Origin of the sequence: Thioalkalivibrio sp. HL-Eb18 (genome assembly GCF_000364985.1) — a bacterium.
Lineage (GTDB): Bacteria > Pseudomonadota > Gammaproteobacteria > Ectothiorhodospirales > Ectothiorhodospiraceae > Thioalkalivibrio.
Map to the genome: position 1 here is coordinate 1 of NZ_KB822974.1, position 16,300 is coordinate 16,300.

Annotated in this window: 8 protein-coding genes and 2 tRNA genes; 6 read left to right on the plus strand and 4 right to left on the minus strand. The window is 62.8% G+C overall.

Translation table 11 applies throughout. The annotated features are described in order from the left end of the window. From F813_RS13690 to F813_RS0111040, 3 genes are all read left to right on the plus strand, one after another. A partial coding sequence (locus F813_RS13690) for a type I secretion C-terminal target domain-containing protein (protein ID WP_017926613.1) occupies positions 1 to 3,819 on the plus strand: 3,819 nt, incomplete at its 5' end. An 88-nt stretch (positions 3,820 to 3,907) separates the two neighbouring features. Then, positions 3,908 to 4,231: a hypothetical protein gene (locus F813_RS0111035; RefSeq protein ID WP_017926614.1), complete on the plus strand. Its 324-nt coding sequence runs from the start codon at positions 3,908 to 3,910 to the stop codon at positions 4,229 to 4,231. A gap of 263 nt (positions 4,232 to 4,494) precedes the next feature. Next, a complete protein-coding gene (locus tag F813_RS0111040) occupies positions 4,495 to 9,054 on the plus strand; it encodes a retention module-containing protein (protein ID WP_017926615.1) in 4,560 nt (1,519 codons plus the stop codon). A 261-nt stretch (positions 9,055 to 9,315) separates the two neighbouring features. Here the strand turns inward: F813_RS0111040 and F813_RS0111045 are convergent, their stop codons facing one another. Together F813_RS0111045 and F813_RS0111050 are read right to left on the minus strand one after the other, a co-directional pair. Continuing rightward, the gene (locus F813_RS0111045) at positions 9,316 to 11,223 is read right to left on the minus strand and encodes a LapD/MoxY N-terminal periplasmic domain-containing protein (protein ID WP_017926616.1); all 1,908 of its coding nucleotides are present in this window, start codon (positions 11,221 to 11,223) and stop codon (positions 9,316 to 9,318) included. A gap of 10 nt (positions 11,224 to 11,233) precedes the next feature. After that, on the minus strand, positions 11,234 to 11,911 hold the full coding sequence (locus tag F813_RS0111050) for a transglutaminase-like cysteine peptidase (protein ID WP_017926617.1): 678 nt from the start codon (positions 11,909 to 11,911) through the stop codon (positions 11,234 to 11,236). A 407-nt stretch (positions 11,912 to 12,318) separates the two neighbouring features. Here F813_RS0111050 and F813_RS0111055 point away from each other — a divergent pair, with 407 nt between their 5' ends. Next, a complete protein-coding gene (locus F813_RS0111055; RefSeq protein ID WP_026148256.1) occupies positions 12,319 to 13,707 on the plus strand; it encodes a TolC family outer membrane protein in 1,389 nt (462 codons plus the stop codon). A gap of 69 nt (positions 13,708 to 13,776) precedes the next feature. Here F813_RS0111055 and F813_RS0111060 read toward each other — a convergent pair. Next, positions 13,777 to 13,852 (minus strand) — tRNA-Thr (locus F813_RS0111060). A gap of 43 nt (positions 13,853 to 13,895) precedes the next feature. Next, positions 13,896 to 13,982, minus strand: a tRNA-Leu gene (locus F813_RS0111065). 102 nt (positions 13,983 to 14,084) lie between these two features. On the opposite strand from F813_RS0111065, the gene queA reads away from it, so the two are divergent. Next, positions 14,085 to 15,152 (plus strand): tRNA preQ1(34) S-adenosylmethionine ribosyltransferase-isomerase QueA, encoded by a 1,068-nt coding sequence (gene queA / locus F813_RS0111070; RefSeq protein WP_017926619.1) that lies wholly within the window; start codon positions 14,085 to 14,087, stop codon positions 15,150 to 15,152. Beyond that, entirely contained in the window at positions 15,142 to 16,257 is a 1,116-nt protein-coding gene (gene tgt, locus F813_RS0111075) for a tRNA guanosine(34) transglycosylase Tgt (protein WP_017926620.1), read from the plus strand. Before queA ends, tgt begins: the two co-directional genes overlap by 11 nt. Positions 16,258 to 16,300: the final 43 nt, after the last annotated feature.

Genomic DNA, 16,300 nt, shown 5'->3' on the forward strand with positions numbered 1-16,300 from the left:
ACCTTCACGGTTACCGGCGTGGATGATGCATCGGTGGAAGTGCCGGTGCCGAATCCGGAGCTGACGGTGGATCTTGCCCTGGCGGATGGTGCCACCGATGGTTGGCCGCAGTCGGCGGGCGAGGGTGAAGTGGTGTTCGAAGTCACTGCGGATCTGGACCTGGACGGCATCGACGGCGACCTGGCGGGCGAGATCGAGCTGAGTCTGACCGAGGACAGCAACGGTTATCTGGCGCTGGACGGTACCAATGTGGTGCTGACCGAGGACGGTGCGGCGGCCATCCGTAATGGCCAGGTCTCGGGCAACGAGCTCGCGGCGACTGTTGAAGGCTCGGTGACCATCGCCGAGGACGGGGTAAATCCGTTCGAGCTGAGTGACCAGGCGTCGGCAGTCACTGGGGTTCCGGTCCCTGGGCCGGAAATCACGGGCTTGGGCGAGAAGGATTTCTTCTTCGACGAGAAGCATCTGGAGAACGGCACAAGTCCAGATCCCGCCCAGTTGGTGAAGTCAGGCAGCTTCGCACTCAATGCGCCGGCGGGTATCGCCAGCTTGGCAATCGCAGGAACCTTGAGCGGGAGCAACGCTGCCGGGGCCACAGATGAAAATGGCTCTGTGCTCCTGACACTCGATCAACTCGAAGCGCTTGATGACTCCAACACGGTCGATATCGAAACCGACAATGGCAATTTGCTGATCCTTAATGGTTTTGACAGCGACACCGGGGAGGTCAGTTTCGATCTGGAGTTCCGTGAACCGATCGAGCATCCCGATGGCCAGGGGCGCAACCTGGACTGGAAGGACTCGATTGCGGTCACGCTGACCGACGATAACGGCCAGGTTGCTGATGACACCATCGACGTGTTGATCCGCGACGATGCGCCGGTATTCAAGGACGGTGAAGGAATCACCCTTACCGGTGAAATAACCGAAAGCCCAATAGAAGGCAACAACGGCCTCAACATCGGTGCGGACGAGGATGGAGCATTCATTCAGGACATCGAACTATCCGTTGATGACGACGGGTATCTCGTGGCGCTGCTCGATGGGGATGAAGTCCTTCTGACCTCCCGAGGCGATAAGCTAACGTTCAGTTTCGATGCCGATACGGCGACACTGACCGCTAACAATTCAAATGGAGACCCGGTCTTCACGATTCAGGCGGATATTGATGGTAGCTACATCGTCAATGTGCTGGAACCGCTCGACCCGGTGGCGCGGGGCAGCTTCGACGAGGAAAGCCTGACCTCTGGTGGCGGGATCGATGATGACCTGTTTGTGTTCGATAACGGTCTGGAGGTCCAGTTCTCATCAGAAAATGGTGCAGTCAATTGGTCTGGAAGTGGTATTGGCGTCGCAAATAACCTGATCAATGGCGGGCAAACCCTGTCTGCGAGCTTTAATCAGTACGTCACGGATCTGGATTTCACGATGGGGAACCAGGGTTCGCCGAGCTGGGAAATCTACCGCGATGGTGACCTTGTAGGGTCCGGTGACAGTCTGTCGATCAGTGAACCAGGTGGATTTGACGAGATCCGTTTCCTGGGTTCCTCGGGGCAGGGGAGCCATTACAACATCAAGGGTATGTCCGGGACTTACATGGATGCGTCGGAAAGCTTCGAGCTTCCGGTGACCTTCCATGCGGAAGATGGTGATGGTGATGCCGCCAGCTATGAGATTCCGATCATCTTTGATCCTGCGCTGGTCGATTTGCCTGAGGTCGAGACCCTGTTGATTCCGACGGTTTCGGTTTCGGTCGATTCCGAGGAGGGCCAAGAGACTGTCCTCAAGGATGGTTTCGCGGACCTGGGTGTCGGCGGTTCCGGTGATGGGAATATTAACGATCCCAATCCGCCGGCGGATACCGAGACACTGATGTTCGACTTTGGGCAGGCCAATGCCGGGCAAACCTTCAACCTCAGCTGGACGCAGCAAGCGAAAGGTGGCTGGGAAGATGGAAACCCGGATGGGCTTCCGTCTTGGGCGAATCGTGGCGGTACGCGGGACACCTTTAAGGTCTTTGTGAACGGCGAGGAGCTCTACGAGACCTCGTGGTACGACCCGGCCAATTCGGATAGCACCGTGTTCCCTGCCGAGGACGAGTCGCTGACGGTGACGCTGGATGAAAACGGTCAAGCGGAGGTTGTGTTCGAGGTGCGTTCTACGCATCCGGACGAAGTCGTCGATGTCAGCAACATCCAGGGGCAGCTGGATGTCACGTCCACTATCTACACGGTTTCGCTCGACGGCAGCATCGATGACCCGGGCGAGATCGACTACTACCAGCTGGAGGTACAGGGCGGCGAACTCCTGGTGAACGGCAACGTACAGTCAGCGGTCGATGGCCTTTATACGGTGAACCCGGCCGATATCGATGGATTGACGGTACGTCCCGATGCTGGATCCGATGAGATCGAGGTGTCGGCCCAAGCAGTTTCCACGGATGGTGTGTGGAGCGATGTCGACGTCGACAGCACCGAGGTTGTGTACGCCAGCGCAGTGAGCGCGGTCGACAATCTGAATACGGCCTTTGTAGGTGAGTCCTTTGAGGAGCAGCTCGATGGCCGTGAAAAGGGCACGGATTGGACGGAGAGCCGCGAATTCACGATTGAAGAGGGTTATTCGGGCTCCGTTTCAATGACGGCCGAGCTTTCGGCGTTTTCTAGCGGGATCGCTCAAAGCGGGGAAGCCGAACTCACGTGGGCACTGTACTTTGACGGCCCGGATGAAGGTGAACAGCTGCTTGAGAGTGGCGAAATAACCCGAAGCTCGTCATCATCGCAGGGGGCAGAGTTTAATGTGCCAGTAGATTTCCCGGACGGCCTGGAGCCCGGTGACTACCGGCTCGAACTGACCGGAGAAACGAATGATTTCAGCTGGTTCGGGGGATCTCGGGGCGGAGAAGCCGGATTCTCGGAGATCGTAGTAGACCAGCAGGCGTCTAACACGGTTACAGGGAATGTCATTACGGATGAGAACGCCGATGGCAGTACCGATGAGCCAGGCAGCGATGACACCACCCTGAGCATCTTTGACGGGAACGAGTACGTCGAAGTCGAGGGTGAGCATTGGGTGGCTGGAGAGTTTGGTGATCTGACCATCACGGATGACGGGACATACACCTATACAGCATCCAATGATGTCGCCAATGCCGGGGGCATCGACACCTTCGATTACAAGCTGACGCATCCGAACGGTGACGAAGCGGTTGCGACCCTTTCGATCCGAATCGACAGCCCGGATCTAAACGTGATCTGGGGCACGGACCTTGAAGAGGGTTCGCCAATTGCGGGTACCGAGGCGGACGAGATCCTGGTGGGCACCTCGGGTGCGGATCAGATCAAGGCGGGCGCCGGCAATGATGTGCTGATCGGTGATGATGGAGCCGATACGTTCATCTGGCCCGGTGACGTGGCCGGAGATGTCCCGTCGACCGGTGATCTCAATAGCGGGGCCTATGATCCAGACGCAATGCCTCGGGATGTGGTGCGTGATTTCACGGTCGATTCGCAACAAGGCTTCACCGGTGAAGGTGACGCCGACCAACTCGATCTTTCGGACCTTTTGGTGGGGGCCGACGCCGACAATGTGGACGAATACATCCTCGCGCAAGAGGATGGCGAAGGAAACACGGTTCTGGAAATACGAACGGAAGGTGACACTTCGCCAGGCAATAACAATAATGGCAACCCGAATAACAACAATGATGACTGGGCGCACAATCAGTCCATTGTGTTGGAAGGGGTAAGCATGGATGGCCAGAGTTCGGCTGAGTTTGTCAAGCAATTGATGGATAACGAACAGCTGAAGATTGACCAGTAGCTGGTCGCTGAGAGGGAGCAGACAGGGCCCCACCGGGTGTAGTATCCGGTGGGGCTTTTTGTGGTTGGCACGGGATGAAGGAGCGGGCATGTACGTGAAGCGAGATGCCAGTGGCGGGATCGAGATGGTCAGCCGGGAGGCGCGCGCGGACTGCAGCGAGTGGCTGGATGCGGACTCGCCGGAGCTGGTTGCCTTTCTGGGTGGCGAGGCGGCCGAGCCCGCGGCGTTGCAGGCCTCGGACCTTGAGCTTGTCCGGGTGCTGGAGGATCTGGTCGAGGTGTTGACGGACAAGGGCGTGATCCGGTTTACGGATCTGCCGGACGCGGCACAGAAGAAGCTGCTGGGGCGCAAGGACCTGCGTGCCTCCGCGCAGCGCCTGAGCCTGGTGGAAGACGACGAAGGCTTGCTTTGAATGGTCGTTCGAGGTGCAACTCGGTACGGGGTTTGCGCCTCGCGGTGGTGCTGACGGGCCCGCCGTTTCAACACTGTACGGGTATTTCCCGATGCCTTGGCGCTTTCTTGCTGGCGTGAGCCGCCCGGCTTTCCGCCATTGTCTTGACAGGGTATGGCGAAACCCATTCCCTGTACTTCAGTACAGCTAACGGGTTTTTGACGGTGGGCGTATCTAGAAGGTCATGAGCACCCCATGTTGGGGTACCTGACCGGGATACGACCATGTCCACCCAAACCACTGTTGCAACGGTTCAAACGCTGATCGGTACCGCGATGGCGCGGGACGCCGAGGGCAATACCCGGGTTCTTCAGACGGGTGATGTCATCCAGGCGGGTGAGACGGTCGAGGTCGACGCCGGTGGTCTGGTCGAGCTGGCTTTTGCCGATGGCTCGACGGTGACCCTTGCGGAGGGCGAGGCCGCGGTGATCACCGAAGACCTGGCGCAGACCACGGGTGCGGATCCGACGGAGTCGCAGATCGGGGATGCCACGGTGGAGGCGATCATCGCCGCGCTGGAACGGGGCGAGAGCCTGGACGACCTTTTGGAAGCACCGGCGGCCGGTCTTGAAGGGGGTGGCGAGGGAGGTGTGAGCTTCGTCCGAATTGCGCGAAATGTAGAGGAAGTGCCCTCTGTCGGTTACGAATTTCCAAGCAATGTGTTCGCGGAGCCGGAGTTTTTGCTGGATGGCGCAGGCCTGGCCGAGACGACCGAGGTGTCGAACGGACAGCCGAGTGTAGCCCTTTCCATCGCGCCGGAGTTCTCCGGTCAGATACTGGGCACATCGGACGCCCTGGTGGAAGGGGGCACTCGCTTCGGGGTCGAGGAAGGGGGGCTGAATATCGCCAGGATCGCCCTGGCGGAGATCTTTCAAGCCGATGTGGACTTCGGGCCGGACGGACCCGGGACGATCCAATGGACCTATGCACTGAGTGTGGTTGGCGGTGGCCCGGTGGTCGCCACGACCGGCGCGGGTGGGGATCCATTGACCAGCGGCGGTGAGACCGTTTATCTCCATGCCCTGGCGGATGGCTCGATCGCGGGCAGCACCGCCGCGCAGACGGGCGAGGTGAACGCGGCCAATACCGTGTTCCGCTTCTGGCTGGAAGACGGACAACTGGTGCTGGAACAGTACGGGGCGCTGGATCACTCTGTCAGCCATCACGAGAACTACGGTGGCGACACACTCGCGCTTAGTGGCGGATTGATTACGCTGACGGCGACGGTAACCCTCACCGACGCCGATGGCGATGTGGCGAGCGGCAGCTTGAGCGTGGATGTCGGGTCGATCAGCCAGTTCGCGGATGACGGGCCCATCGCGGTGGCCGAAGTGGTGGCCCTCGATGCCGTCGATCTGCTCGTGCTCGAGGCCGCGTTGCCGAATGGTAACGCGCCGGACCCCGAAGGGCGTGAGGCCCGACTGTCGCTGGACGGGTTGTTCCAGCTGGGGGTCGGGCATACCTATGGCGCCGATGGCCCCGCCGCGACCGCGGCGGAATCCTGGAGCCATGCCCTGGCGCTTGTGGCCGGGGTGGAAGGGAGTATCGCCCGGACCGGAGCGGGTGACGAATCCGCTCCACTGACCAGCGCCGGAATGGCGGTGTATCTGTACGCCGATGGCGGTGCCGTCGTGGGCAGTACCGCATCCAGTCTCGATGGCATCACGCAGGCGAATACCGTCTTCCGCATCACGTTGGAGGATGGCGATCTGGTACTGATGCAATATCAGCCGGTGGACCATCCGAACGCGGACAGTGAGAACCACGCGCTGGACGTGTTGACCCTCGCACCCGGGCAGATCCAGCTCACGGGAACGGTCACGCTCACCGACGGCGATGGCGACACGGCGTCCGCTTACGCCGTGCTCGATGTGGGCGCCCTGGCCCGGTTCGCGGACGACGGGCCGGTGGCCGAGGCGGAGGTGGCCGATCTGGGCGGTCTGGCGTTGCAGACATCGGATGCCGCGCTTGAGGGCGGTACTCAGACGGATCCGGAGGGCCGCGAGGACCGCGTGCTGCTGCAGGATCTGTTCACGCTGGGCGCTGGCAGTACCTTTGGTGCCGATGGGCCCGCGGACGATGCCGCCGAAAGCTGGGTGTACATCCTAGGCCTGAAGGAGGGTGTCGCCGGGCAACAAGCGCAGACCGGAGAGGGCGATGACAAGCGCGGGTTGACCAGCGGCGGTGTCGCGGTGGCCCTGGTTGTGGTGGGCGGCGTCATCATCGGGACGACGGCCAGTGGTGCGGAACCGATCACCGAGGCCAATACCGTCTTCCGCGTCTGGATTGACGCCGACACCGGCGAACTGGTGCTCAGTCAGTATCAGCCGCTGGATCATCATTCGGACGATGGCGCGGACTATGGGGACGACGTGCTGGCGTTGTCGTCCGGCCAGATCGAACTGCGTGGCGAAGTGACGCTGACCGACGGCGATGGCGACACGGCGACGGACTATGTCTACGCCGATCTGGGGTCGCTGCTGCGGTTTGCGGATGACGGCCCGGTGTTCGACGTCGCGGGTATCACATATGCCCTCGACGATCTGGGCCTGACCGTGCGTGATGGCGAGACGCTGGGCGACGGCACCAGTGTCGATTCCATTGTCCTCGACGGCCTGTTCCAGGTGGACGTGCACTACGGTGCCGACGGCGAAGGCAGCCTGGCCTGGAGCTATGCGCTGGGCCTGGCCGGTTCGGCGGTGGACGACGGCTCGTCCGGCCTGTTCAGTCAGGGACAGGCCATCATGCTCGCGCTCTCGGAGGACGGACAGACCGTTACCGGCACAGCGGGTGGCGAGGTCGTCTTTCGGCTTGAGATCACAACCAACGACCTGGGGCAGGCCATTCTTCAGCTGACCCTGTTTCGTCCGATCGACCATGCCGACAGTACCTCGCCCGATGCCATCGAGACACTGGGTGGCCTGGTCACGCTGAGCGCAACGGCCACGGCAACCGACGGTGACGGTGACTACGCCGTGCTCGCGACGGACCCGATCGCCCTGGGTGGCGCCCTGTCCTTTGTGGACGACGGGCCGAGCCCGATCATCCCCGAGTTCGGTTTCCTGGTGAACGATCCGGGGCACGCGCTGGGCAAGATCGAGGGGGTGCGTCTGGATCTCGATGGCGAGGTGCATGACAACTTCGGCGCCGATTTCGCTGGCACGGTGAAGTTCGCCTACGAAAATGGCCAGGCCTCCGGCCTGTCGTCCGGCGGGCAGGCGGTGTACTACTACGTCAGCGCGGACGGGCAGACCCTGATCGCCTCCACACATGCCGGTGGCAGCGGTGTCGACGACCCCGATGTGGTGGCGGCCAAGGTGTTCACCGCCAGCCTCAATCTTGATCCGAACGGCCCGGACAGCTACGACTTCGAGCTGCATCAGCCGCTCGATCAGCAACAGCGGTTCTCGGTGGACGAGGATGGCTACTCGCTGGCCGGATCCGCCGGTAACCGCCACTACAACTATTTCACCGGCGCGGAAGACCTGCCGGACATCCTGTTGACGCCGGTGGGCGCCAGCTCGGTGAACACGAACGCCAGCGAGGGCGGTGTGGGCAACGTGTTCGTCGGTAGCGGCCAGGCCATGCGCGTGGACTATGTCGAGAATGCCTCGGGCAATCCGCCCAACGGCACCGGCTACAACCCGGCGAATCCGGGCCATGCCTTCGATGGCCATGTGCGGGTCGATGGTGCCTCGGCGCAGATCACGACGGCCGGCAATACCACCATCCGCGTCGAGGCCTATGATGACCCGGACGGCAACAACCTGGTGGGTGATGGTGACCCCGTGCGGATCACCGGGGCCTTCGTCGAGTATGGCGGGCAGACATACACCGTCGACATGACCGGCTGGAGCGATAACCAGTCGGAGACTTTCGAGCTTGCCGGCAATACGTTCACCGTGCGCCTGTCCGGTGACCACGCCATCTTCCAGGGCGTGCAGTCGGGCACCAGCATCGGTGTGTTCGCCGAGGACGGCCTGAACAGCGTCGAATACCATTACGTCAGCGGCAGCAACTTCCAGATCGGGGGCTTTGGCGGGGTCACGACGACTGTCCTCGGGACGCCCCTGGGGTTCGGGCTGGATCTGTCCGTCGTGGACGGCGACGGCGACAGCATCACCCTGAACGACGCGATCAAGCTGCAGGTCGCGCCGGAACATTACGTGGTGCAGGAAGCCGCAAACGACGACGGTGCGGAACTGACCGTCGCCGCCGGGACGCAAGGTCTGCTGCTTGGAGGCGCCGGGAACGACACCCTGATCGGGCATGACGGGGACGACATCCTGTTCGGAGGTGACGGCGACGATACCCTGGTCGGCGGCAATGGCAGCAACCTCCTGTACGGCGGAGCCGGGGATGACATGATCATTGGCGGGATGGGCAATGACGTCATTATCGGAGGCGCGGGCAACGACACGCTTACGGGTGGCGGTGGCAGCAACACCTTTGTCTGGCACTTCGGCGACCAGACCCTGGATGGCGGCCCGGCCGCCCACGATGTCATCACCGACTTCAACGTGGCAGGGAGCGACGGCGGCGACGTGCTGGACCTGTCGGACCTGTTGCAGGGCGAAGAGGCGACCGATGACCTGGGGCAGTACCTGTACGCCGAACAACAGGGCCAGGACACCGTGCTGTTCGTGCATTCCAGTGGCCAGCTAGGGACCGACGGCGAGAATGCCGATCAGATCATCACCCTGCAGGGGGTGAACCTGGGCAGCAGCTCGGAGGCCATCATCCAGACCCTGCTGGACAACGATCAGCTGAAGATCGACCAGTAGAAGAACCCGGACCCGCCCTCACCGCAGCCGGCAGGGCGCTTGTGCAGGATCGCAGGATGCGGCGTTGAGCACAGCGAAACGCATCACCGTCCCACCGGCGTGAAAAAAAGGTGCGTTCCGCTTCCCTCCACGCACCCTTCGGCGGCGGGGGCAAAGTGGGCCCCTGCCCAAATGGTTCGCGTGGGTGGTGGGGCTTCGTGTCCGACCAGGAGGTGGTCGTCAGTGCCCCGCCACAGCCGGCGGGGCGCTTGTGTGGAGGGCTCAGGCGTTCTGGGTTTGCACCGCGCGTCCGGTTACTCCGTCAATGCCCAGTTCCATGAGCGGTTCGATATCGTCGGCACTGTCGCAGCCCTCGGCGACGACGAGGATGCCAATGGAGTGGGCCAGGGTGCAAAGGCCCCGGACCAGCGCCTGGGTCTCGGTGGAACGGTGAACACCCTGGATCAGCGAGGCCTGAAGCTTTACGTAATGCAACCCGTACGCGGTCAGGTCATGGGAGCGGAAGGCCTCGGGACCGGCGTGTTCCAGACCGACCACAAATCCCGTGACACGCGCGATACGGCACAGGTCGCGCAGTTCGGCGGGATGGGCCAGGGCGCCTCGGGCCGGGAATTCCAGCCACAGGCGACCGGCCACTTCCGGGTCGGAGGCCAGGCGGGATTCCAGACGCTGGCGAAAGTCGGTGTCCTGCAGGCTGTCGACCGACAGGTTGATCGCGAGCCGCTCGCTGGAGCTTCGAAGTTGTTCCAGTGCCGTTTCCAGCACGGCATCGTCGAGTTGTCGTATCAGGTCCAGACGTACGGCCCAGGGCATGAAATATCCCGCCGGCCGGGATTCCCCATCGAGCAGCAGACGCATCGGGGCCTCGTGGTGCATCAGTTCGTGGTCGGCGTCGATCACGGGGAAACGCGCAAGCTGCACGCCATGGGTAGCCAGGGCCACGGTAATCGCGGTCCGCCACTCGTTCTGGTTGGCGTGCGGCAGGACCGCGTGTGGCTCCTCGGCAATGGAATCGCCCGGTTCCAGCTCCGCACGAGCCAGCGCCTGATCGACGCGACTGAGGACCTCGCCGGTGCTGTCGTCGGGGTGGTAGGGCGTGCCCGCCAGATGCAGGGCCATCATGTCCGGGGCGGCGGGTCCCAGTTCGGCACGAATCGCGGTCAGCAAGGATTCGGCAAAGCGACGACTGTCGCCAATGCCGTCGCCGAAGACCGCGACATCCGACCCTTTCAGGCGTCCGGCCGCACCGTAGTCCGTTACGCTGACCTGCTGCTCGGCGACACCTGCAATCCGCGCCAGAAGCGCATCGAGTTTGTCGTGTCCGATGGCCTGATTGAGTTCGGGAAGGCTCGAGACACGCAGCACGACAAAGCTCCCGGCGGATCCGGAATGGCGGTTCTCGAGGGTGGCCTGAAACCGTGCAAGAAAAGATTCTCGATTCAACAGTCCAGTAACATCATCATGTTGCAGGCGGTTCTTGAGGCGTTCCAGCCGAGAGGATTCTTCCTGCAACATCATCCGGACATGTTCGGTCAGCCGGTTCATGGCTCGTACCAGCGCGCGAAACTCCCAGGTGCGCGGTTCCGGTGTCGTCACGAACCGCCGTTCGCCCACTGCCTCGGCCTGATCCACGACCTGACGGAGCGGACGGATAAGACGTCCGAGCAGGAAGGATCCAAGCAGGCCGATGAGCAGAAGGCCTCCGGCAAAAATAGCGGTGAGGCGCAGGGTGCCTTCCCACAGGGACTCGTAGGCGTAGTTGGTCTGGCTCTCGACGATCAGTGTGCCGAACGACGACCAGCCGTCCGAGACATGGGCGATGCCGGGGCGCACATTGAACGCCAGAAGCTCGACGAACCAGTCGGGGACGCCTTGCGGTGGTTCGGGGTTGCGCCGTTCGATCATCAGCTCGCCGCCAGGATCCACCAGGCGGATATGACGGTAATGCCCGGTGTCAAACTGCGAGGCGATCTGCAGCTCCACAGTCGTGCCGTCCTTGGGCAGCTGCGAGAGGGACAGGGCCAGCGAAGCGGCGTTGTCGATGTTCTTGGTCAGCAGTTGCTGCGCCAGATAGTCGCGCGCCGACAGGGTGCTGACCACAATGCTTACCAGCAAGGCCAGCAGCATGATGATGGCCACCGCAATCCAGAGTTGTTTTCTCAGCGTCATGGCTGCGCCCTCATTCAGGGGTCCGGTTGATGGGTCGATCGAGATCAAGGCCGTAGTCGTCCAGTTGTTCGAGGACGCGACGCCAGCGTGACAGGCGAGCCGTCGGGTCGGCCGCGGATTGGGCTGCGCCGTCGGGCCAGAGGCCTTCGCTGTTGAACGAGAAGATTGGGGTCAGGTCGTCGCGCAGCGAGGCGCGTTCAATCCGGGTAATCAGGTTATCCAGGACCAGTGGTTCCTCTCGGGGGTCGGTGAAATAACCCAGGACCATATGCGCCTGGCTCAGATTGCTACCGGGGCCGCCCATGCGGGCCCGTACGTAGAACAGCCTGAGGCGTTCATCGGGGATCCCCAGCTTGCGCAGACTGACGTACTTGGCAATGGAGAAGTCCTCGCAATCCCCCGCGCCCTCGTTCAGGGCCTCCAGAGGCGTCGCCCAGAAATCCTCCTGTCCCCAGGTGATCTGGTCGTCCTGGTAGCGCAACTGTCGATTGAAAAACTCGTTCACCCGCGTGATCTGGGTCTGCTCGTCTTCATCGGCGAGATCCTCCAGCAGCTCGCGCCAGCGCCGCACGCGCTCGGCCGTTTCCGGCCCATAGCGGTCGGCCGCAACCCGTTCGAGCTGGGCAAAGCTGTCGAGGCCTGCATGGCTGGAGCCCAGCAGCCACGCCCCGACGACCAGCACGAGCAAGAGGCTTGCGCGCCGTATCAGTCGGGACGGGTTGCGGGGCCAGATGCCAGGCACGTCGGCGCGCTCTCCGGTGGGTGAAAAAAGCACTACTTCCCGAATGATGAGCTACGCCTTTGTGGAAAGCCAGAAACATAAATCCCAAGCGTAGTGCTGTGCGCTGTTTCTCGCCTTATCAGGCGTTTGTTTTCCGTTATGTGAACCACTTCAAAAATGATTGCGCGGGTATGGGCTTAGGCCTATCGTTCAAAGGTGTGAGGCGCACATAAGCGTTTCGTCGGGTTAACGGAATCCGCCCGCCCGCTGACCAGAGGGTCGGGGGCAGGTGCTATGGGAGGACAACAATGATGAACGGAACGAGGCGTGTGACTGGCAAAGGTGGCTTGCTGGCGCTGACAGCGGCTGTGGCGATGGTCGTGGGCGGTTCGGCGCAGGCCGAGGCGCCGGAGCCACTGCGCGACGCCGCGATGGAAGCGGTACTCTCCAACCCCGATGTGCAGGCGCGCTGGCATGCCTTTCGCGCCTCGGGGGAAGAACAAACCGGCGCACGTGGGCGTTTCTTGCCGGAGATCGATCTGAACGCCCGTGCCGGTTACCAGCGCCAGCGCTCCAGCGACGACAATTTTGATTCGTTCTCGCGTAACCCGCGGGGCGTCGACATCACGCTGACGCAGATGCTCTACGACGGCTTCGAGACCGCGAGCGAAGTGAGCCGCCTGGGTGAGATTCAGCGGGTGCGTTTCTTCGAGCTGCGCGAGACGACCGAAGAGATCGCACTGGAAGCCGTACGCGCCTTCGCCGATGTCCAGCGCCAGCGCGCCCTGGTGGACTTGGCGCAGGAGAACTACGACGCGCACAAGGAGGTTTACGACCAGATCGTGGACCAGACCGACCGTGGCGTGGGCCGCGGGGTCGATCTCGAGCAAGCCTCGGGGCGTCTGGCGCTGGCCGAGTCGAACCTGCTGACCGAGCGCCAGAACTTGCACGACGTGAACGCGCGGTACTACCGCATCGTGGGGCAGATGCCCGCCGACGGCCGGGTAGACCTGATTGGCACCTTCTCGGACGAGCCGATTCCCGGCACGGTTCAGGAAGCCCTGACCGAGGCCATCACCAAGAACCCGGCCATGTTCGCCTCGCTGCGCAACATGGAAGCGGCGCAGGAACAGCGCAACGTGGCCCGTTCGGCCTTCCATCCGCGTCTGGACCTGCAACTGCGTCATGCCTACGAGAACGACATTCTCGAACGCGAGGACATCCGTATCCATGACACCTCGGCGCTGGTGGTGATGACCTGGAACCTGTTCCGCGGCGGCACCGACCAGGCGCGGGTACGTCAGTTCACCGAAGAGTTCAACCAGGCGCGCGATCAGCAGGAGTCGGTCTGCCGCAATGTGCGTCAGACCGTCTCGGTGGCGTACAACGACATGCGTTCGCTAGACAGTCAGCTGCGCTTCCTGCGCCAGCACCGTGATTCGTCCGACCGTGTGCGTACTGCGTATCGCCAGCAGTTCGGGATCGGCCAGCGCAGCCTGCTGGACCTGCTCGACACCGAGAACGAGCACTTCGAGGCAAGCCGCGCTTACATCAACGCCCAGCACGATATGGAGATTGCCAAGGCGCGGGCGCTGAATGGCATGGGCCGACTGCTCGAATATCTCGATATCTCGCGTGGCGACATGCCAACCGCCGCCGAGCTGGGGCTGGTGGATGATGCCGCCCGGATCGATCCGGAGTCGGTATGCCCGGCGGATGCCCCGCAGATGAGCGAAGCGCGCCACGAAAGCATCTTCCGCTAAGACCAGCCAGCGGAGTGTGGAAAAGCAAAGGGCCAGCCGTTTCGGCTGGCCCTTTTGCTGTGTGCGAAATGGAGCCGGCGACAGGAGTCGAACCTGCGACCCTCTGATTACAAATCAGATGCTCTACCAGCTGAGCTACACCGGCCAGGTGCGCGGTTTCGGGCTTGGCGGCAGGCCCAGAAAAGATGTGGTGCCGGGAGCGAGAATCGAACTCGCACTCTGTTGCCAGAACCGGATTTTGAATCCGGCGCGTCTACCAGTTCCGCCATCCCGGCTTTCGAGGCGCTAGTGTAGCGCACGAGCCGGGTGTGGCAAGGGAGATTGTGTCTTCGCTCGATCCGCATTCGTGGCGGCAGTGCGTGGTAGGATCGCGCGCCATGCGTGTTTCCGATTTCGACTATGAGCTCCCGCAGGAGCTGATCGCCCAGTATCCGCTGCCCGAGCGAGGCAGCTCGCGCCTGCTCGTGCTGGAAGACAAGCAGGCGGAAGATGCCACGTTCGGCGCGATCGAGTCTCTGCTGCGCCCGGGCGATCTCCTGGTGCTGAATGACACGCGCGTGATCCCGGCGCGGGTCTTCGGGCAGAAGGCGAGCGGTGGGCAGGTCGAGGTCCTGGTCGAACGGATCGAGTCACCCACCCAGGTGCTGGCGATGGTGCGGGCCAGTCGGGCGCCGAAGCCCGGCACGCGTCTCCACCTGGCGGATGCCTTTACGGTGGAGGTGACGGACCGTCAGGGGCCGTTTTTCCGGCTGCGTCTGGTGGATGGTGCCGATATGCTCGCGCTGCTGAAGCAGCATGGTCATATCCCGCTGCCGCCGTACATCGAGCGGGCGGACGAGGGCAGCGATGCCGAACGCTACCAGACCGTATTCGCGCGCAAGGAGGGTGCGGTAGCGGCGCCGACGGCCGGGCTCCATTTTGACGATGCACTGCTGGGCCGGCTGCGCGCGCAGGGGGTCGAGACGGCCACGGTGACGCTGCACGTCGGGGCAGGGACCTTTCAGCCGGTGAAGGTCGACGACACCTCGCGCCACGAGATGCACGCCGAGTGGCTGGAGGTGGGCCCGGAGGCCTGTGCCGCCGTGGCGGCCTGCAAGGTGCGTGGTGGGCGTGTGGTGGCCGTGGGCACGACCTGTGTGCGCTCCCTCGAGACGGCCGGGGCGGAGGGCGAGCTGACGCCGTTTCAGGGTGAAACACGACTGTTTATCCAGCCTGGATATCGCTTTCGCGTAGTGGACCGGATGGTAACGAATTTCCACCTGCCGCAGAGCACGCTGCTGATGCTGGTGGCGGCCTTTGCAGGATATCGGCGGATCCTGGACGCCTATGCCCATGCAGTGGCGAATCGCTATCGCTTTTTCAGCTACGGCGATGCCATGTGGCTCGCACCGGGTGATCCCGCGGATCTGCCGCCGAGTGTCCGGGAGGAACACGATGGAGTTTGAACACCTGGGGCAGGATGGCGCGGCACGCCGAGGCCGACTGCGGTTCCCGCGTGGTGAAGTCGACACGCCGGCCTTTATGCCGGTGGGGACCTACGGCACCGTAAAGGCCATGACGCCGGAGGAGCTGCGCGAGCTCGGTGCGCAGATCATCCTGGGCAATACCTTCCACCTGATGCTGCGCCCGGGGACCGAAGTGATCCGGGCGCATGGCGATCTGCATGACTTCATGCACTGGGAAGGCCCGATTCTGACCGACTCCGGCGGGTTTCAGGTCTTCTCGCTGGCCGAGATGCGTAAAATCAGCGAGGAGGGCGTGCGGTTCCAGTCGCCCGTGGACGGGTCGAAGGTGCTGATGACGCCGGAGTCGTCGATGCGGGTGCAGCGTGAGCTGGGAGCGGACATCGTGATGATTTTCGACGAGTGCACGCCCTATCCGGCCACCGAGGACGAGGCGCGCCAGTCGATGGAGCTGTCGCTGCGCTGGGCCGCGCGATCGCGCGAGGCGCATGGTGACAATCCGGCGGCATTGTTCGGCATCGTCCAGGGCGGTATGTACCCGGCGCTGCGCCGGGAATCGGCCGCGGGACTGCGCGAGATCGGCTTTGACGGCTATGCAATCGGCGGGCTGTCAGTCGGGGAACCCGAGGACGAACGACTCGCTACGCTGGATGTGACCGTGCCGCTGCTGCCGGAGGACCGCCCGCGCTACCTGATGGGGGTGGGGCGGCCCGAGGACATCGTGGAAGCCGTACGCCGTGGCGTGGACATGTTCGACTGCGTGATGCCTACCCGCAACGCACGCAATGGATTCCTGTATACCCGGGAAGGGGTCCTGCGTATCCGCAATGCACGCTTCCGTGACGATACGGGCCCAATTGATCCGGAGTGTGGCTGTTACACATGCCGCAATTATTCAAGAGCTTATCTCAAACACCTCGATAAATGTAACGAGATTCTCGGGTCGCGCCTGGCGACGACCCACAACCTGCATTACTACCAAGACCTGATGCGCGGTCTGCGCGAGTCGATTGCAGCGGGCACCCTTCAGGCGTTTGTCGCCGATTTCTATGGTCGGCGCGGCATGGAAGTGCCGCCTGTGCCATAATCCGCGCGGCAATTTTCGCGAGCCCGGTCACGGGTCTCGCGGG

Bases quoted from the DNA above. Each gene is read 5' to 3' on its own strand.
- F813_RS0111045 (WP_017926616.1), bottom strand. From the start codon at position 11,223: ATGACGCTGAGAAAACAACTCTGGATTGCGGTGGCCATCATCATGCTG.
- F813_RS0111040 (WP_017926615.1), top strand. From the start codon at position 4,495: ATGTCCACCCAAACCACTGTTGCAACGGTTCAAACGCTGATCGGTACC.
- queA (WP_017926619.1), top strand. From the start codon at position 14,085: ATGCGTGTTTCCGATTTCGACTATGAGCTCCCGCAGGAGCTGATCGCC.
- F813_RS0111035 (WP_017926614.1), top strand. From the start codon at position 3,908: ATGTACGTGAAGCGAGATGCCAGTGGCGGGATCGAGATGGTCAGCCGG.
- F813_RS0111055 (WP_026148256.1), top strand. From the start codon at position 12,319: ATGGTCGTGGGCGGTTCGGCGCAGGCCGAGGCGCCGGAGCCACTGCGC.
- tgt (WP_017926620.1), top strand. From the start codon at position 15,142: ATGGAGTTTGAACACCTGGGGCAGGATGGCGCGGCACGCCGAGGCCGA.